Genomic DNA, 15,838 nt, shown 5'->3' on the forward strand with positions numbered 1-15,838 from the left:
ACCGCGAGGCTGACTAGCGTTGAGCTGGTGGTGGTGTGGAAGGTGGTGCCGGACCCGCGGGCGGCCGAACGGCAGCTGCACGGTTGGCTCGGAGCTGCTACGTCAGGACGTGCTCGCCGCCGAACTGGTCGGCGTAGCTATTGAACGCTGTAGCGAACCCCTTATACAGGGAGGGAATCGTCCTCGCTTCTGTCTCGACCTGCTCGACCGGGGTGATAACAAGCCGGTCCAACGCGGAGGTCAGCTCGTCGGAGGCGTTCACTAATTGCTGAAGAAGCTGGGGGCTGTAACAGCCGAATTCGTCGAGCTTGAACACTTTCTCGTCGGCCTTCACGGTGACAGACAGCGCCCGAGCAGCTGCAGTGAGCGACGCAGAGTCGTTGTCGCCACCGACCGCGTTCTCGTACGCCCGCACATTTCTGTTCAGCTTGTCGACCACCCCGGAGAACCGCTCTCGATAGAAGTCAGCGGGCTCGGGATTGGCGGCAGGCTGGGCCGGGCACGGCTGCGCGACCGGCGGTGCAGCAGAGGTGCTCGCCGCGATAGCCGCAGAGCGCGTTTCGCTCGCGGAGTGGTTAGTGACTGCGTCAGGCTTCGTGTCACATGCTGACAGCCCCACGACAGCGCCCGCCAATAGGGCAATCCACCAAATCTCCATCGAGTTCCCTCCGACCGTCGAATCGCATCCCGCCGTGGCAGAGCCTATGGCCGAAAGTCTTCCGGCATCGGGCAAGGGGTAGCGGTCCAAACGGCCCGAATCCGGCAGGGCGAGAACAGTGACCCGGAAAGTAGCGGTAAGAGGAAGCTCGGCGTGCGCTCATCCACGTCGGCGACCCTAGCCGCCCTCCATGCGGCGCCGCACGAGATCCGGCCACCCAGCGATGCCGTCTGGTTGGGGTGCGACTCCGCAAAGGCGTGTTCCGGGCCAGCTCCAAGGGGATGGTGGCCGCCAACCGGGCCGGCCGCCGAAGTCCCTGGAACAGCACCGCCGGATCGCGGAGGCAATCCGAGCCGGCGATCCGGGAGCCGCCGCACAGGCCATGCACGCCCATGTCCAGACTGTCAGTAATGTCAAGCTGTTAGCTTGGCGCGCTGAGAACGGTGACTGAGGGCATCTCGCCGATCCGGTGGGCATCCTGAACCTCTTCGGTGGGCAGGAACCGCGGATTCCGCCAGCACGTGTCGCAGTGGGAAACGGTGTCGAACCGAACTGACGATAATGCAGGTCAGGACCGGCATCTGTGGGGCGGGTGGGGCTCGAACCCACGACCAATGGATTATGAGTTCAAACACTCCGAACACTGTGCTGACCTGCATAAACAGTGCTCACGGCGAACCGTAATCATAAAATACACTGGTGACGGGCCGATCACCCGATTGCCGCTGGAGCGACTTTCAGCGTCCCGATGTCCAAACTACCTGCCCAACGACGGTCGCACGGCCTGCGGCGCGTGCAGGCCCACGTCTCGAATCGCCGGAGAACTCCGCGAACCGACGACCAGGCGGGTTCGCGTGGCACCGGCGGGAGGTCGGCGACGACGGTTGTCGTCGGCGATACCGGCCGCACGACACAATGGCGATGCACCTCCGCCCCGGAGCCCGCCGCCACGCACGAGGCCGGAGCGGTGCGCGAACATGTCGCCTCGTCACGTTCTGCGTGACGTACGGGTCCTTCAGCGCGAATCCGGGCCGCTTCGACACGATCGGGGTATCCCACGTCACTGATCCCGTGCCCACCTGGTGTGCGACGACGGACGCGGCAACGGACTTGGACAACGACGCGAGCTGGAACCCAGTGTCCGCGTCGACCTTGTCGTCCTTGCCGACCTCGCGTACGCCGAACCCCTTGGCGTACACCGTCTCCCGCCGTGCACGACGGCAACGGCCATCCCAGGTATGCCGGACGACTGCACGACCTCATAGACGATACCGTCCAGTTTGCGACGGCGTTGTTCACCGCATTGTCGGGGTCGTACCGAGTTTGCTGAGTGGCCGAGCGCGTTCTCAGCGTTCTCACAGCCCGCGACAGCATCATCTCAGCAATCGGCGAGCACAGTGGGAACCGTCAGCCATAGCAGCTCAGAACCCAAGGGAAAGGCACCACCGATGAACAAACGGAACAAAATCATCGCAGCCTTCGCCACGGCGCTCGCGGCGGGCTCGATCGGCGTCGGCGTCACCACCGCCCCTGCCACTCCGCCGACGCCCATCGCGGCGGGCTCGATCGGCGTCACCACCGCCCCTGCCGCTCCGCCGACGCCGCCCCGTCGGCTGATATGAGGTGGGCGCAGCTCGTGGAGCTTATCCGCCTATGAGATTACGTGTCCGCTGACATTCGGAAGGATTGATCTCGTTGACCCGCAATGAGATCCGGCACCTGTTCACCCACGATCGACACCGAGCCCGAAACAGTCACTACCAGCGACAACACTCACGACCAACATGTTATGAGTACAACTCCCGAGAACGCTGCCCTGAACTGCATAGATGCAGTTCACAGCCGAGCAAAAGGACAAAATACAAAGCTGTTCAGCTGTCGTCTTACGATCTTGTTGACGGACCGGCGGTACCTGGTTCAATCCCAGTATCGCGCACCACCGTCTCACCAGGTCAGACCCGGTTTTCACCGGGTCTGATCTTGTGTGTGCCCAACGCGCGCCCAACTGGCTGCGAGTTCTAGCCCGCCGACCGGCTGCACCCGTGCGCCCACCACCCGACCGACCGGCGTTCGGGTGCGGTCGACAAGGACGCGCTGGGGCAGAAGATCACCGACTACGTGCGCGCGGCGCGCTCCCAGATCGAGACCGATCAGGCCAACGCCGCGAAGCTGCGCGAGGAGATCGAGGCCGCCACCAAGGCGAAGGGCTCCGCCCTGGCCCCGATCGAACGCGACGCGATCAAGCTCGCGCTGGCCGACGCCGACGCACCCGGCAGCGGCCCGGAACCGGAAACCGTATGGGCAGACAAGGAATCGGCCTACCGCGCCCGCCGCAACGAGGCACGCCAAGAGGCTGAGCGCCGCGCCGAGGCGACCCGCGCGGCAGTCGTGACCGTGCTCGCGGGCGGCGGGCACCAGGTGGAGGACGGCAACGCGCAGAAGTACGACCCGGTGTGGAACGCGGTCACCCGCCTGACCCGCGACACCACCGACGCGTTCGTCAACGGCGAAGTCCAGCCCGACGCCCTGGTCTCCCACCGCCGCGCCCTGTCGGATGCCCTGGACCAGGTCGGCGTCACCGATCGGGAAGCGCGCCAGCAGATCACCGCGGCCACGACCCGCCTGGAGACCGAGTCCGTCGCCGCGGCCGCGACCGTGCGGCGGCAGAAAGCCGAGCAGGCCAAAGCGCGGGCGGATGTTCCGGGGTGGGACAGCCCGTCACGCCGCGAGCAGCTCGTCGAGGAGCTGACCGCGCTCGGTGTCGACCGCGAGCAGATCACCGCGCTGCTGCTCACCGACCTCGCCCAAGCCCGCCCCGGCGGCGCGGCCACCGCCCCCGGTGAGGCGCCGAAAGCCCGGCGCACCTCCCAGGGCGCGGGCGTGGAGCTGGGCCGCAAACGCGGGCGGGAGGGCCGAGCGTGATGCGCCGCCAGCTCATCCCGTCCGGTCTCGTCGCCGTTGCCGTCGCGCTGGTAGCCGCCGCTACCCCCGCGACGGCCAGGCAGCCGCCGAGCGGGGCCCACGACTTCCACCTCTACCCGGTGGGAACCCCCTGCGCGCTCGGCCCCGGCCCGCTCGGCCGGATCGTCGACGCCGACGGCGGCCACCACACCTGCGAACAGCGGATCCCCGGCACCAACAAGTACTACCCCTGACCCTCTACCCGCACACGAGAAGGGCCCCGCCGATCGGCGGGGCCCCTTCTCGTGTTCAGCGCAAGTAGTGGGTGCGCGGTCGCGGCCAGTGTGCCGGGCAGTAGTGCCGGTTACCCAGGAACCAGCCCCGGCCCTTCGCGATCGTGTGCAAGGCGTGCTCGGTGGCGAGATCCCCGACTTCCTCGATCATCTCGCGGCACTCCGACTGGTCACACACCAGCCACAGCGAATTACCGATCATGTCCCGAGTATCAGTGTCCCGACCGACACAGACCAGAGCCGCCCGGCGACTACGTCCGGGGACAGCGCGTAGACGGCCCGCCACCCAGGCAAGACCGTGCAGGCCCCAGGAAAGACGTAACCCCGGCGATTTGCCTGACCACAAATGCGGCCGGTAGGGATCGTTCCGGGGTTTTCTGTCCACCAGTATAGCGTCTGCGGGCGTGACGTCTTCCCCAACCCCCGGGTGGTCGGCAGGTGATCTGCGCCGCTTGCTCTCACCAGGGCGATTCGACCGCTACGTGACCACGACGGGCTCCGAGGAGGCCGGGGAACAGCTGTACGAGTGGAACCTACGAATCGCCGGCGCTTGGTATGAGACGCTCGGCATGTTCGAGGTAGTCCTACGCAACGCGCTGGACAAACAACTGATCACCTACCACAAGCGAGTGCGCTCCGGGAACGGCGACTGGTACACCGGGCCAGGCATGCCATGGGCAGGATCCAGACTCGACCAGCAGATCCGCGAAGCCCGCAGCCGGGCCACCCGGCGAGGCTCGATCCCGGAAATCCATGGGAAGGTCATCGCCGAACTGACCTTCGGATTTTGGCGCTACATCCTCGCATCCCACTACCAGAACACCCTGTGGGCGCCTGCGCTACGCCGCGCCTTCCCGCACCTGCGGTCCCAGAAACGTGGCACGGTGTACACCCCGATCAACAGGCTCCACGACCTGCGCAACCGCGTCGCCCACCACGAACCGATCCACACCATCGACCACTCGGCGTGGCACGCTGATCTGCTGCGCGCCGCCGGATGGGTCGATCCGGCGGCCGAAGCGTGGATCAACGCCAGCACCCGTGTCCCCGAAGTCCTCAAAGCTCGACCATGACCTCAACCAGCACACGGCCGGACTCGGCCCGGAACTCCTATAACTGTCAGGGAGTGCAAGGTACCGGCGTGTCCGGTCGGCGTGCCGAGCATGACGACATCGCACGACCTGCGGAAATCACGCCGCATCGCCCGGATATCCGGACCTACTGTGTGCGCGTGGAGAACGAAACGCACGCAGAGCAATTGAGGCGAGTAGCTCGGGAGATCGACGAGCGGCAGAAGAAGGAGAACGCTGCTAGGCACCCCGCCAGGACGCTCGAACGAACCGCATGGAACGTGGTCGGCTGCTGGCAGATGCTGGTGTCAGAGGTGAACTTCACCTATTTCCATTCAGCGGGGCCCGGCGCACCACCGTTGAAAAAGGAATTGTCCGCCAAGATCCGGAAGGCTGCGGAGAACTTCGACATTCGCTGGCCACACGACGACTGGTCGGCTGCAGCCGATCGGACCAGCAGGGTGCGACATAAGCTCGCCCATCTCCTCTACACGGGTCGGCAGATGTCAGGGCGTCAGCTTCACGCGCCTGGTTCGAGCGAACCGATACCGCCCGAAACGCCGCCTTCGAGGCGCTGCGCAACCCACACACCTGATGGCCGGATCGCCAAGTTGTGGGTGAACTCGGCGCCGCCCGAGGGGATGCGGTCGTAAAGCGATTCGTCGTACAGCCCCTGGTGATCATGGTTTACTCGATTGCGGGAGATCAGCTCTGCTGTCGTTCGACCGAGCGCTTGGAGGTGGGGAAGTGCCAGCGTCAGATTGGGTCTTGTCGGTGAGTTCGGGTGGTTTCGTTCATATCAGGCAGTACGACGGCACCCAGGATCAGAGCTTCGACATCGTCGCGCAGGCAGACGGATCCAAGGGCATCCGCCACAAGTACTACGGTGTCGCGCTGAGCGCTACCGTCGCCGGCGGGGTGAGTGTCAGGCCGTATAGCGGCCAGGCGGATCAGAGTTTTTCCTTCAATACCGCGCGCGACGGCCGGTTCATCCGCCTCTTCTACGACACGACACACGGAGTGATGCAAGGCGAGATGCAATTCACGCCGCCTCCTGTGCATCAAACGGTCGAGATCGTGCCGACACAGAGCATCATGGCTGAGGCCTGGGTCTTCATCGATCAGGCTGATGGATCGACGGGACTGCGCCTGTGGAAGTCCTAGCGGCAAAAGCGACGCACCGATTGTCACAGCTATCGGCACGCGCTCAGCGTGATTTTCTACGTTTCAGTTGTCGGCGGCCTCGGCGAGGTAGCTGTACACGGTTTCGCGGCTGATCCCGAATTCCCGGGCCAGGGCCGCCTTCTTCTCTCCAGCGGCGGCGCGCTGGCGCAGCTGGTGGGCTTGTTCGTCGGTGAGGGCGGGTTTGCGGCCGGTGTAGACGCCGCGAGCCTTGGCGGCGGCGATACCCTCGCGCTGGCGTTCCAGGATGAGGGCGCGCTCGAACTCGGCGAAGGCGCCCATCACTGACAGCATCAGCGTGGCCATCGGAGAGTTTTCCCCGGTGAAGGTCAGCCCCTCCTTGATGAACTCCACGCGCACGCCCTTGCCGGTCAGGGTGCGAACGACCCGGCGCAGATCCTCGAGGTTGCGGGCCAGGCGGTCCATCGAGTGCACGCGCACGGTGTCGCCCTCGCGCACGAACCCGATCAGCGCGTCCAGCTCCGGGCGGGCGATGTCCTTGCCCGAGGCGCGATCGGTGAACACCCGCTCGACGTCCAGGCCCTCTTGGCGGGGTGCCGGTAAGAATCGCGCCACACAAGGCAATCGGGGCGTGACGGCAACGAATGTCCGCCAAACGCTCTGGGCTGTGGGGCGTTTCCGCAGGTGGGCGCTGCACGCAGCAGCGCCACGCCATCCGGGGGGTACCGAATACGTCGATAGCGACAACTCGATTCAAGATCACATAATGGGCGTTTTACCTGGGTTTTCTCTCGCCATATGCCCCGGGTGACGCCATCCTTAACGGCACCCCTGTTGGTAAGGATCGCCCCACAAGCACCGCTAAAGTGTCCAGTTTCCTGGACGGTTCCGGGCTTTACGAACGGGGTTGTAGGACTCCCATGAGCCTTGCTCGCTACCGCCGGATTTCTGGTCGATGAGCCTCTACCCCCTGGGCTCCCGCGGGTTCAAGCGAACTGAGGGTTCTTCACCGGGAACCCAAGGGTTCGTTCAGTCTGCGAGTTGTTTCGACCCGTGGGTTCGTCTCAACTCGGAGCATGTCGCTCGATCTCGGCTTCCAGAAGCTGCCGCGCTGCGGCCGCGTAGCGGATGGCGGTCTTCTCGTCCAAGCCGAAGACGACGGCCAGGTGTAGAGGATCAGGACCTTGGGTGAGGGCTTCCTCGAGTTGGCGGTCGACACGTAAGCGTTCGAGTGTGGCGTGCTGTCCACGGAATCCGTCACCGATCCAGTGCGCGCTGGCCGGCGTGAGCTTGTGGGCGGTCTGATTGTTGATGATCAGGTGCGGGTTGGCGGTGTAGGGCCAGCGGGTTCGACGGTAGTTGAGCCATTCCAGCAGCAGCTGGTAGGTGAGTTCGTCGAGTGGCCGGACATGGGCCGCGATGGTCAGGCGCCGGTTGCCGAGGTCGGCGTCGTCGAGTTGCAGAGCCCGGATCGTTGCTGAGCGGGCGGCGTGGACGGCGGCCAGTGCAACTATCAGCCGATCGGCGGGGCGCGCGGCACCGTTGACGGTTCGCTGTATCTGGTCGGGGTCGAGGGGCTGGATAAGCTTCGCGCCCCGGTCGCCGACCCGGATTCGGCTGGTTGGGTTGATGAAGACGACGCGGGTTTTCTTGCAGTGCTTGAACAGTGACCGCAGCACGACCAGGGTGCCCTGTCGCGCCGAGCCGTGCAACGACTCGAGTGCGGCGATCACATCGTCGCGGGTGACCTCGCGCAGGTGGTCGCGGTGGGCGGACCAGTCGAGCAGGAGGGGACGAATCGTGTTCGCATAGGTCCAGACGGTGCCGATCTTGCGGGGCCGAGCACGTGGGCCGCCGTCCCGCAGGGTCCGTAGCCATGTCTCGGTCTCTTGGGCGATACCCGCCGCGATGCCGTCGAGTTTGCCTTCCAGCCAATCCTCGAACGACGGTTGCCGGTCATCGACCAGGATGCCCATCTCGCCCAGCACGTAGCCGACATGATCGACAGTGAGGTCGAGTGCCCGCAGGGCCGCGAACATCGCCGAGTAATGCACCACATCGCCGTCGATGTGACGCGACAGCAGAATGATCAGCGACCGTTGGACATCGTCTCGGACCCCGCGTGACCAACCGCGCCGCTCGGCGGTCTGGTGGGCGAGGTAGCGAGCCCAGCGCAGCCATCGGTTGTCGGTGTCGGTGTCGGTGTCGGCGTGCTCATCGAAGCGGAGGTAATCCCGCACGGGACTGTCGAACAGAAACATCTGCATGCAGCTGGTATCTGGCCGATGAGCTGGTGACGGTGACGGTTTGAGGGGCCTGCCGCGCCGGGCGTAGCGGCGTGGCGGGTCGGTTGTCGCGCCGCGGGTCGAGCCCATATCGGCGAAGAACAGTTGGTGGTAACGAACCTCGTGCAGGTGGTCGACGGCGGTGGTCGGCACCAGACCGTCGGCTTCTCGGGCGAGTTTGCGGGCCTGATTCCAGCACAATCGACAGTGCTTGTTCTTCAAAGCGACGATGCGTGCGCAGCCGGCGCATTCTGTGACGGCGTGGTCGCGAGTGAACATGTAGCACGCCGCGCACAGACCTCGGCCGAATTTGCCCCAGGCCAAGCAGCCTGCGCAGGTCCGCGCTGCGGGTCCGCGGCCGGTCACTCCGGTGGCAGTGAGCGGCCGTCGCGGCGTTTCGGGGTCACGACAGGGCCATTGTTTCCGGCGGCAACAGCTTTGGAAATCGTTGCAGTGCCAGGTTTTTGGACTTTCTCCGGTTCGGGGACAAGAATTTCCCCGATGGGGCAGCCCAGCACCACGCAGATGATGTCGAGATCGTCGAGCTTGATGCTCGCGGGGTTGCCCGACCACAAGCCCGACATCTTCCCGGCGCTGATCACCAGGCCGTGCGCGGCGAGCAGGTGCTGAAGTTCACTGGCCTTCCAGATGCCGCGGTTGGCGGCGGCCAGGCGCAGGTTCCATTTCATGACAGCAGTCCTTCCAAGCGATGCGCCGCGCGTTGTTGGCCCGCGACCCAGGCGTCCTCGATCCGGGAGCGTTATTCATAAGCCTCCGCGAAAAAGTGCAGTGCGACTATCGTTTTCAGGGCAGAGGGGAATTTGTGGACTGGCGCGCGGTAGCGGCCGCCTTCCTCGCTGAGCATGCGCCAGGTCTTCAGGTGAGCGACGGCTCGCTCCACCGCGGCCCGGATTCCGGAGAGTGCGGTATTGAACGCGGCCTGGCTCTCGTGCAGTTCGCGGCCCGGAGGTTTCTTGTAGGGCACCAGATCGATTCCGTCGACACCGACGTAACCGGAATCGGCGACAGTGTCGATCTCGGCGAGAAGGTCGGCGAGTCCGGAGGCGGCGTATGCGTGCGCGTCGTGTCGGGCGCCGTGCACGATCGTCATGCCGACCGCGACGAGCCTGCCGTCGAGGTCGGCGGCGATCTGGATGTTGAACCCCGGATACTGGGTTTTTCCGGAGAACAGGTCCGGGATCGCCGACCAGTCCCAGGTCGGGCAGATTGTGCCGTCCACCAGCACGGACCCGACTCCGATGACGTCGCGGGGGTTGGGAACGAACTCTTCGAGTACGTCAGCGATCACCGGTCGCAGCAGATCCCAGCGGCGGCTCACCGTGGACTGACTGATCCCGAAGAACGCGCCCGCGACATCCTGGACGAGGTTTCTGCGCATCAACGACACCACCAAAGCGACAGACCTGAACAAGCTCAACGCGTAAGGGCGACCGGCCGACTCGAACCCGCCGACGGTCTCGTGTACCCGGGCAGTCAGTTCCGTCAGTTGCCCATCGGTCAGCCCCGTAATAGCCTTGTACCGCAACGGCCCTCGTTCTCGCTCGTAGACTTCGTAACTCCACGAACTGAGATACATGAGGGCCGTTGCCAATTCGGCTGCGACGCGCCGACGTATCAAGCAGTGCGATCACCGTCTCACCGGCCACACAGGCCACGAGAGTTGCTATGCCACAGCCGATTGCGGGACAGGCTTATGAATAAGCCTCCGGGTCCGGTGAACGTGAACATAATTCAGAGTCGAAGAGATCCAGGAATGCCCTAACAGCTCCTGGATCGCGATCAGATCCACACCCGACAAATACAGCTGGCTCGCCGCGAAATGCCGCAACACGTGCGGAGTGAGGGTGTCAGCCCATCCCGGCAGGTGCGTGCCGGCTGCCCCGGCGAGGCCCGCACGAAGGGCGTCGTCACCCACCCTGCGGCAGGTTCCGTCGGTGTTCTTGCGCTCCGAAGGGAACAACGGCGCACCGGGCCGCTGGTGGTCGTCGTCGAAATGGCCCCACACGTCCTCGACGAACCAACGCACTGTCCGGTCGGCGCCGTTGATCAGCGGCACCATCCGCTCCCGTGGGCCGCTTCCGCGAGCGCCCTTGCCGATTCGGACGTGCAGTTTGCCGAACCTGCCCAGCTCCCATTTGATGTCGGCAAGATCAAGGTTCCGGGCCTCGTTCACGCGCAGTCCGACCTGTGACATCAACTGGGCCGCAACATAATTGCGGGCAGTCGGGCCGAACTTGCGGCAACTCGTCAACTCCTCGCGCCACCCAGCGAACAGCACCTTGACCTCGGCCTCGGTCGGCGGTATCCGCAACGCCGCCTGCTTGAGGCCGCGCGGCTTGTTCATCTCATCGATGGGGCACTCGACAACCCGGCCCGTCATCGCGTGGATTTCGACCTTGTGCCGCAGTTCGAGGAACGCGAAGAACGTCGTCAACGCCTGTGCCCGCCCCAAACGGGTGCCCTTCGCCGCTCCGCGCAACACCTGCCCGAAGTAGGCGTCGGCGTCAGCGGGTTCCATGTCCCACAACGGTTTACAGAACCACGCCCGCACCTGCTCCAAGTGGTTCACATCACCGCTGATCGTGCCGTCCGCCAACCCGGCCGACGCACGAGCCAGCACGAACCCCGCCAGCACATCGGTCTCGAAGTCCGCGAGTTCCTCCGGAGTCGCCGGAGACCGCAGATCGCGCAGATCCCGCACCACAGCCAGGCTCAACCCGCGACCCCACCTTCAGCTCAGACAATCATCCTTCGGATCGCCCGAACCTACTTCATTAATTCTGAACTTCAGTCAAGACACGCCAACCCATCCGAACAGAACGAAAATCCCCAGGTCCAGGGGCGGAGCGGTCCACAGGTGCTCAGTAAGCAATCGCTGGACTCACGGGTTATCTCTTACTTGCACCCCATGCCGTGAGTGTGGGCGGGAGCTGGAGTGGTGCGAGGACGATGTGGTCGAAGCGGGTGATGCCGCTGATGCGGTCTTCGGCGAGTGTGACCACCCACAAGCCGTTGAGGTGCGCGGTGCCGGTGTTGGAGTCGGTGAGGTAGATCGCCAGTGCAGGTTGACCATTGGCTCGCGTCGCGGCCCCGCGGTAGCGGTGGTGCTCGCGGAAAGCGACGGTGGTGAGGAATCGGCTGATCCGGTCGTGTCCCTGGTATTCGAACGGCATGGGCGGCATGCGCAGCCAGGCGTCGTCGGTCAGCAGCGCAACGATGCCGTCGACGTCGCCGTTCTCGAGTGCGCGGGTCAGCCGTGTGAGGAGCTGTTTTTCCGCCGCCGACCCGGGCAGCGCGGGTTTGGGCCGGTTGGTGGTGTGGTGGTGACGAGTCATGGTGGCGCGGGCTCGTTTGAGGGCTCCCGCGACCGCTTGCTCGGTGGTGTCGAGGATATGCGCTGTTTCTCGGACGGAGAATCCGAGTACGTCGCGCAGCATGAGCACGGCACGCTGCCGCTCCGGCAACAGATCGAGCGCCGTCATGAAAGCCAGGGAGACGGCTTCGCGGGTTTCGTAGCGGGCGCCTGGGCCAGGATGGCTGTCGGCGAGTTCGTCGAGGAAGGTGTCGGGAAGCGGTTCGATCCGCTGCACCGGGACCAGCCGGGTCGGTTCGGGTCGGTCGAGGTCCAGCCCCGATGTGCTCGTGCGGGGACGGCGGCGCGCTTCGCGTAGCGCGTTGAGGCAGCGGTTCGTTGCGATTCGGTAGAGCCAGGTCCGCAGCGAGGCGCGTTCGGCGAACTCGGGCAGCGCCCGCCAAGCCGCCATGAGTGTCTCCTGCACGACGTCCTCGGCGTCGTGCAGCGACCCCAGCATCCGGTAGCAGTGGACCTGCAACTCCCGCCGGTACGGGTCGATCAGCAGACCGAAAGCATTCTGGTCGCCGGAGCGTGCCCGGGCGAGCAGATCAGCGGTCATACCCGCCATCCTCGCATTCCCGTTGCCGGATTTTCTGGACTGGGGCCGCCCCATTCGCACGTTCGGCGGTGTCAGTACAGACGAGCGTCGTGGTCGCCGACCACGACGGCGCGGATACCAGCGAAGGAGCCAAGCAATGACGCCAGACCCGGAGACCACAGGCAAGCAGGCCGCGGACACCGTGCGACACCTATTCGAGATCGCCGCGCCACCGCAGGTCGTGTTCGATGCGGTGACCACGGCCGAGGGCCTGGCGGGGTGGTGGACGACGACGGTACGGGCGCAACCAGCGGCGGTGGGTGCGCGTATCGAGTTCGGTTTTCACGATCCGTTCAACCCCATAATGCAGATCCGCGAGTACGACCCCGCCCGGGCGGTCGAATGGCAGGGCGTCGGCGGGCACGACCCCTTCGGCGCCGAGACCACGATCCGGTTCGAACTGGAAGCGATCGAAGACAGGACCCGGGTGCGTTTCCGTCACATCCTCGGGCGTGAGGTCGGCCCCGACGCGGTCGCCAGCGCAAACTCCAGTTGGGGCTACTACCTCAACAGCCTGCGGCAACTGTGCGAAACCGGGACCGGCACACCCTTCCAACCCGACAACCCGCGCACCCGTGTCGGCGCCGACCCCCTCAACTGACCACACGCACAGCGGAGACGACCACACAAAGGACACCTCGCAGCCCCCATCACGCTGCGACGAACCATCACAAGAGAGGTATTTATGAACAGCGCATCCCTTCTTCTGAACAAGCACGCCCTGGTCTTCGGGGCCGGAGGATCGATCGGTGCCGCGGTCGCCGACGAGTTCGCCGCCGAAGAGGCACGAGTTTTTCTCTCCGGCCGAACGAAGTCGAACGTCGAAGATGTGGCCACTCGGATCACCCGTACCGGCGGACATGCCGAGGCGACGGAGCTGGATGCTCTCGACGAGACAGCCGTCGATACGTATATCGACGGCATCGCGGCGGAGACCGGGCACATCGACGTCGTGTTCAACGCCATCGGGCCACGCACCGACGACTACCGAAACGGCACGAACGCTATCGATCTGGCCGTCGACGAGTTCATGGTCCCGCTGACAACGATCGTGCGATCGCAGTTCATCACCGCGCGCGCCGCCGCTCGGCACATGACGCGGCAGCGTTCGGGCGTGATCATGTTCATCACCGGCAGCCCGGCGCGACCTTACCTGCCGGGTTCGTCCGCTATTGGTGCCGCATTCGGCGCAATCGAGAACTTCACCCGGCAACTCGCGCTGGAACTCGGGCCCACCGGCGTGCGGGTGGTATGTCTGCGATCCTCCGGTATGCCGGACACCCGAACGATTCGAGACACCATGCAAAGAAGGATCCGCGGATCGGACCTCACCGAAGACGGGGCAATTCAACAGCTCGAAGATCGAACCATGCTGAAAGTGGCCCCCCGCACCGCCGACACCGCCAAAGCTGCCGCCTTCCTCGCCTCCGACCGGGCTCGAATGATGACCGGCACAGTGCTCAACTCGTCGGCGGGAGCCATCGCCGACTGAACTCTCATGGGATCTGTCAAGTTGGGGTGTACCCCAGAACGACACCGCGTGGATTTCCCGCGAAGTGGGCCAGCTTCCGGCCTTTGGGCATCGAATAGCGCGGCAATGGCAACCGTTCGGTGGCTCGGCCTCTCGACCCAGTTCCGCAGCGTCGCCGGCTTGATATCCAGCAACGCACCCACATCCGGCGCGCGGCCGACATCGAGCCACCGTGCTCACGAATCCGGTCGAACCCGAGTCTCCTCGTCGAACTTCCGTGGTGCACCTATGTGACTGTCAGTCACACTTGCTAAACCGGGAGTCTCCAACCAGTCCAGGACGGTTCATCAGAATGCGCTGGTGGGGTGGGTGCGTTCGGTCCAGTTCTTCCCATCCCACCAGCGCATTCTGGTGCGATCAGTGGGGTCCGGATACCAATTCGGTGGAGGCGAGGCAGAAAGCGCCTGAAAGTCCGACTTCGAAGCCGATACCCGTATCGTGATCGCGACCACGAGAGACAAGACCATCAGCCCGAACACCACCCACGCCAAGGATTTGCGGCCGTTGATCGCTTCCTGGCATGCATTGACCTCGGCATAGGCGTTGTCGGTCTTGATGATGGGCTCGCCGGCGATTGCGCGCTTCGCGTTATCTTCAGCGGCGGTCATGTCCCGGGCATATGCGCTCTGGCGCAGCTTGTAGACGTTAGATGCGGCAACAGCACCGCATGCCACGGTCTCATCACCCGCCGATGCCGACGGGACGGTCGCATCAATCGGCAACCCTAGAAGCCCGATGCCGACGACAAGCAACGCGACCGTCACAACGAACAGGACGCGGGCAGTGATCCTCGCACCGGATATTGGCTTGGCGTTCATAGGATGTCCTAGCTGGCAAGAGAATTCGTACAGATGAATCTGTTGTCAGCGGCTCGCCGACACGATCAACACGGCCACGGTGCGTGGTGTGCTCCAGTGAGTATGCACAGCGGATGTTCTGAACGCCCGGTGATGGCACGTGGGGTCCAGATCTGAGAAATCTGGCGTGTAGCGGCGCACGGAACCGCACTCTCTGAGATCGCTGTTCCGGTTCGCCAAACGGCGCGGCCTGGTGTTCACCAACCCGACCCAGGGAGTCAAGACTCCGCAGGTCGAACTTGAGTCGCCGCCCTCGTCATGACCAGCGGATACACTCCCTCTTCCGTCGAACCCACCGGAAAGCCAACGATGACGCCGCGAAAGGCCGTGAGTTCCCACTGAAATCGCTTCAGTCCGGCTGAACCCACGGGAAACCCCGGAATCCTGAAGCTGGCCCAGGCCGCAAAGTAGCTTCGCGCGCAGGCTGATCGGGCGTGCGTCAGGAGTGGTCGACCGAGGATCTGATCAGGTCGTGGACGCTGGTCGGCAACGACTGGCGGCTGGCGAAGAACAAGTCGGGGGCGACGCGACTCGGGTTCAGCCTGTTGTTAATTGCCACACTTGCCCGCGACGTAGTCGCGCATGGTCGGCGTCAACATATTGACGACGGATTGCTGTTGCTGTGGGGTGATGCCGGGCGAATTCTGGACAATTATGTCGGTCTCGGCTTGCAGGGCCTGTTGCGGTGTCGCCGAAGGGTACAACTTGGTATAGGCGTGGTAGAAATCCCGAAACTGTGTGCACGACGGCGGGTTATCTGTGGACGGGTCGGCCGCGGCCATCCCGGTCCCGAACAACGCGGCTGCCGAAACAGCCACCACGGCAACAACCGCAGTACGCATTGGGCTCCTCAACAATCAACTTCGCCCGGACGAGCGCTCCCGACGATGCTATCGGCGGCAACCCCTGCATGCGACGCACCGCGCAGGGGACGCCGTAGCATCTGGCGGAAAATACAACGAAAATGCTGGTCAGAGCAGGTCTTTCGTGTTGGACGATGTCAGGCTGGCGTCCAACTGTCATCACTGTGACACGGAGGCGTCAGGTTGAAGTGCCTTCCGCGTCATTCTGGCGCTGTCCGGCTGGACTCCCAACCTTCTGATCCGTAGTCAGCCGTTTCCCCGCG

18 protein-coding genes and 1 pseudogene are annotated in these 15,838 nt (G+C 64.5%); 8 read left to right on the forward strand and 11 right to left on the reverse strand.

Going from position 1 to position 15,838, the window contains the following annotated elements:
- Positions 1-97 precede the first annotated feature (97 nt).
- The gene (locus ACV7NQ_RS27290; RefSeq protein WP_463362230.1) at positions 98-658 is read right to left on the reverse strand and encodes a hypothetical protein; all 561 of its coding nucleotides are present in this window, start codon (positions 656-658) and stop codon (positions 98-100) included.
- Positions 659-881: 223 nt separating this feature from the next.
- Here ACV7NQ_RS27290 and ACV7NQ_RS27295 point away from each other — a divergent pair, with 223 nt between their 5' ends.
- Positions 882-1,109 (forward strand): FCD domain-containing protein, encoded by a 228-nt coding sequence (locus ACV7NQ_RS27295; protein ID WP_463362231.1) that lies wholly within the window; start codon positions 882-884, stop codon positions 1,107-1,109.
- Positions 1,110-1,613: 504 nt separating this feature from the next.
- On the opposite strand, the pseudogene ACV7NQ_RS27300 reads toward ACV7NQ_RS27295, so the two are convergent.
- A pseudogene (locus ACV7NQ_RS27300) lies at positions 1,614-1,940 on the reverse strand (serine hydrolase domain-containing protein); the annotation flags it as partial.
- Positions 1,941-2,106: 166 nt separating this feature from the next.
- Here ACV7NQ_RS27300 and ACV7NQ_RS27305 point away from each other — a divergent pair.
- The 3 genes from ACV7NQ_RS27305 (at position 2,107) to ACV7NQ_RS27315 (ending at position 3,813) form a co-directional block, all read left to right on the forward strand.
- Positions 2,107-2,280, forward strand: coding sequence for a hypothetical protein (locus ACV7NQ_RS27305; protein WP_463362232.1), 174 nt, complete (start codon positions 2,107-2,109; stop codon positions 2,278-2,280).
- Between the two features lie 496 nt (positions 2,281-2,776).
- A complete protein-coding gene (locus ACV7NQ_RS27310; RefSeq protein WP_463362233.1) occupies positions 2,777-3,580 on the forward strand; it encodes a hypothetical protein in 804 nt (267 codons plus the stop codon).
- Entirely contained in the window at positions 3,577-3,813 is a 237-nt protein-coding gene (locus ACV7NQ_RS27315) for a hypothetical protein (RefSeq protein ID WP_463362234.1), read from the forward strand. The genes ACV7NQ_RS27310 and ACV7NQ_RS27315 overlap by 4 nt, the downstream gene beginning before the upstream one ends.
- Before the next feature lie 55 nt (positions 3,814-3,868).
- Here ACV7NQ_RS27315 and ACV7NQ_RS27320 read toward each other — a convergent pair whose 3' ends face one another.
- Positions 3,869-4,054, reverse strand: a complete 186-nt coding sequence (locus ACV7NQ_RS27320; RefSeq protein ID WP_463362235.1) for a hypothetical protein — start codon at positions 4,052-4,054, stop codon at positions 3,869-3,871.
- A gap of 202 nt (positions 4,055-4,256) precedes the next feature.
- Here ACV7NQ_RS27320 and ACV7NQ_RS27325 point away from each other — a divergent pair, with 202 nt between their 5' ends.
- Complete coding sequence (locus ACV7NQ_RS27325; RefSeq protein ID WP_463362236.1) at positions 4,257-4,925, forward strand: hypothetical protein; 669 nt, start codon at positions 4,257-4,259, stop codon at positions 4,923-4,925.
- Between the two features lie 765 nt (positions 4,926-5,690).
- Positions 5,691-6,086, forward strand: a complete 396-nt coding sequence (locus ACV7NQ_RS27330; RefSeq protein WP_463362237.1) for an RICIN domain-containing protein — start codon at positions 5,691-5,693, stop codon at positions 6,084-6,086.
- A 63-nt stretch (positions 6,087-6,149) separates the two neighbouring features.
- Here ACV7NQ_RS27330 and ACV7NQ_RS27335 read toward each other — a convergent pair whose 3' ends face one another.
- The 6 genes from ACV7NQ_RS27335 to ACV7NQ_RS27360 all read right to left on the reverse strand — a co-directional run bounded on the left by ACV7NQ_RS27335 (position 6,150) and on the right by ACV7NQ_RS27360 (position 12,285).
- Positions 6,150-6,680: a recombinase family protein gene (locus ACV7NQ_RS27335; protein ID WP_463362238.1), complete on the reverse strand. Its 531-nt coding sequence runs from the start codon at positions 6,678-6,680 to the stop codon at positions 6,150-6,152.
- A gap of 449 nt (positions 6,681-7,129) precedes the next feature.
- Complete coding sequence (locus tag ACV7NQ_RS27340; RefSeq protein WP_463358450.1) at positions 7,130-8,551, reverse strand: hypothetical protein; 1,422 nt, start codon at positions 8,549-8,551, stop codon at positions 7,130-7,132.
- A 161-nt stretch (positions 8,552-8,712) separates the two neighbouring features.
- Complete coding sequence (locus ACV7NQ_RS27345) at positions 8,713-9,039, reverse strand: helix-turn-helix domain-containing protein (protein ID WP_463358449.1); 327 nt, start codon at positions 9,037-9,039, stop codon at positions 8,713-8,715.
- A gap of 71 nt (positions 9,040-9,110) precedes the next feature.
- Entirely contained in the window at positions 9,111-9,947 is an 837-nt protein-coding gene (locus ACV7NQ_RS27350) for a transposase family protein (RefSeq protein WP_463358528.1), read from the reverse strand.
- Between the two features lie 87 nt (positions 9,948-10,034).
- Positions 10,035-11,087 carry a tyrosine-type recombinase/integrase gene (locus tag ACV7NQ_RS27355; protein WP_463361954.1) on the reverse strand — a complete coding sequence of 351 codons (1,053 nt, stop codon included), beginning with the start codon at positions 11,085-11,087 and terminating at the stop codon, positions 10,035-10,037.
- A gap of 172 nt (positions 11,088-11,259) precedes the next feature.
- Positions 11,260-12,285 carry an RNA polymerase subunit sigma-70 gene (locus ACV7NQ_RS27360; RefSeq protein ID WP_463362239.1) on the reverse strand — a complete coding sequence of 342 codons (1,026 nt, stop codon included), beginning with the start codon at positions 12,283-12,285 and terminating at the stop codon, positions 11,260-11,262.
- Between the two features lie 136 nt (positions 12,286-12,421).
- Here ACV7NQ_RS27360 and ACV7NQ_RS27365 point away from each other — a divergent pair, with 136 nt between their 5' ends.
- On the forward strand, positions 12,422-12,925 hold the full coding sequence (locus tag ACV7NQ_RS27365; RefSeq protein ID WP_463362240.1) for an SRPBCC family protein: 504 nt from the start codon (positions 12,422-12,424) through the stop codon (positions 12,923-12,925).
- 84 nt (positions 12,926-13,009) lie between these two features.
- Positions 13,010-13,816 carry an SDR family NAD(P)-dependent oxidoreductase gene (locus ACV7NQ_RS27370; RefSeq protein ID WP_463362241.1) on the forward strand — a complete coding sequence of 269 codons (807 nt, stop codon included), beginning with the start codon at positions 13,010-13,012 and terminating at the stop codon, positions 13,814-13,816.
- Positions 13,817-14,142: 326 nt separating this feature from the next.
- On the opposite strand, the gene ACV7NQ_RS27375 is transcribed toward ACV7NQ_RS27370, so the two are convergent.
- Together ACV7NQ_RS27375 and ACV7NQ_RS27380 are read right to left on the reverse strand one after the other, a co-directional pair.
- A complete protein-coding gene (locus tag ACV7NQ_RS27375) occupies positions 14,143-14,673 on the reverse strand; it encodes a DUF2510 domain-containing protein (protein WP_463362242.1) in 531 nt (176 codons plus the stop codon).
- A 587-nt stretch (positions 14,674-15,260) separates the two neighbouring features.
- Positions 15,261-15,554, reverse strand: a complete 294-nt coding sequence (locus ACV7NQ_RS27380) for a hypothetical protein (protein ID WP_463362243.1) — start codon at positions 15,552-15,554, stop codon at positions 15,261-15,263.
- Positions 15,555-15,838 lie beyond the last annotated feature (284 nt).

The sequence above is a fragment of the Nocardia sp. Tas62D01 genome (assembly GCF_055232035.1).

What these genes read in the sequence shown, in the direction of transcription:
- ACV7NQ_RS27290 (WP_463362230.1), bottom strand. Translation starts at nt 658, where the DNA reads ATGGAGATTTGGTGGATTGCCCTATTGGCGGGCGCTGTCGTGGGGCTG.
- ACV7NQ_RS27295 (WP_463362231.1), top strand. Translation starts at nt 882, where the DNA reads ATGCCGTCTGGTTGGGGTGCGACTCCGCAAAGGCGTGTTCCGGGCCAG.
- ACV7NQ_RS27305 (WP_463362232.1), top strand. Translation starts at nt 2,107, where the DNA reads ATGAACAAACGGAACAAAATCATCGCAGCCTTCGCCACGGCGCTCGCG.
- ACV7NQ_RS27320 (WP_463362235.1), bottom strand. Translation starts at nt 4,054, where the DNA reads ATGATCGGTAATTCGCTGTGGCTGGTGTGTGACCAGTCGGAGTGCCGC.
- ACV7NQ_RS27345 (WP_463358449.1), bottom strand. Translation starts at nt 9,039, where the DNA reads ATGAAATGGAACCTGCGCCTGGCCGCCGCCAACCGCGGCATCTGGAAG.
- ACV7NQ_RS27350 (WP_463358528.1), bottom strand. Translation starts at nt 9,947, where the DNA reads ATGTATCTCAGTTCGTGGAGTTACGAAGTCTACGAGCGAGAACGAGGG.
- ACV7NQ_RS27360 (WP_463362239.1), bottom strand. Translation starts at nt 12,285, where the DNA reads ATGACCGCTGATCTGCTCGCCCGGGCACGCTCCGGCGACCAGAATGCT.
- ACV7NQ_RS27365 (WP_463362240.1), top strand. Translation starts at nt 12,422, where the DNA reads ATGACGCCAGACCCGGAGACCACAGGCAAGCAGGCCGCGGACACCGTG.
- ACV7NQ_RS27370 (WP_463362241.1), top strand. Translation starts at nt 13,010, where the DNA reads ATGAACAGCGCATCCCTTCTTCTGAACAAGCACGCCCTGGTCTTCGGG.
- ACV7NQ_RS27375 (WP_463362242.1), bottom strand. Translation starts at nt 14,673, where the DNA reads ATGAACGCCAAGCCAATATCCGGTGCGAGGATCACTGCCCGCGTCCTG.
- ACV7NQ_RS27380 (WP_463362243.1), bottom strand. Translation starts at nt 15,554, where the DNA reads ATGCGTACTGCGGTTGTTGCCGTGGTGGCTGTTTCGGCAGCCGCGTTG.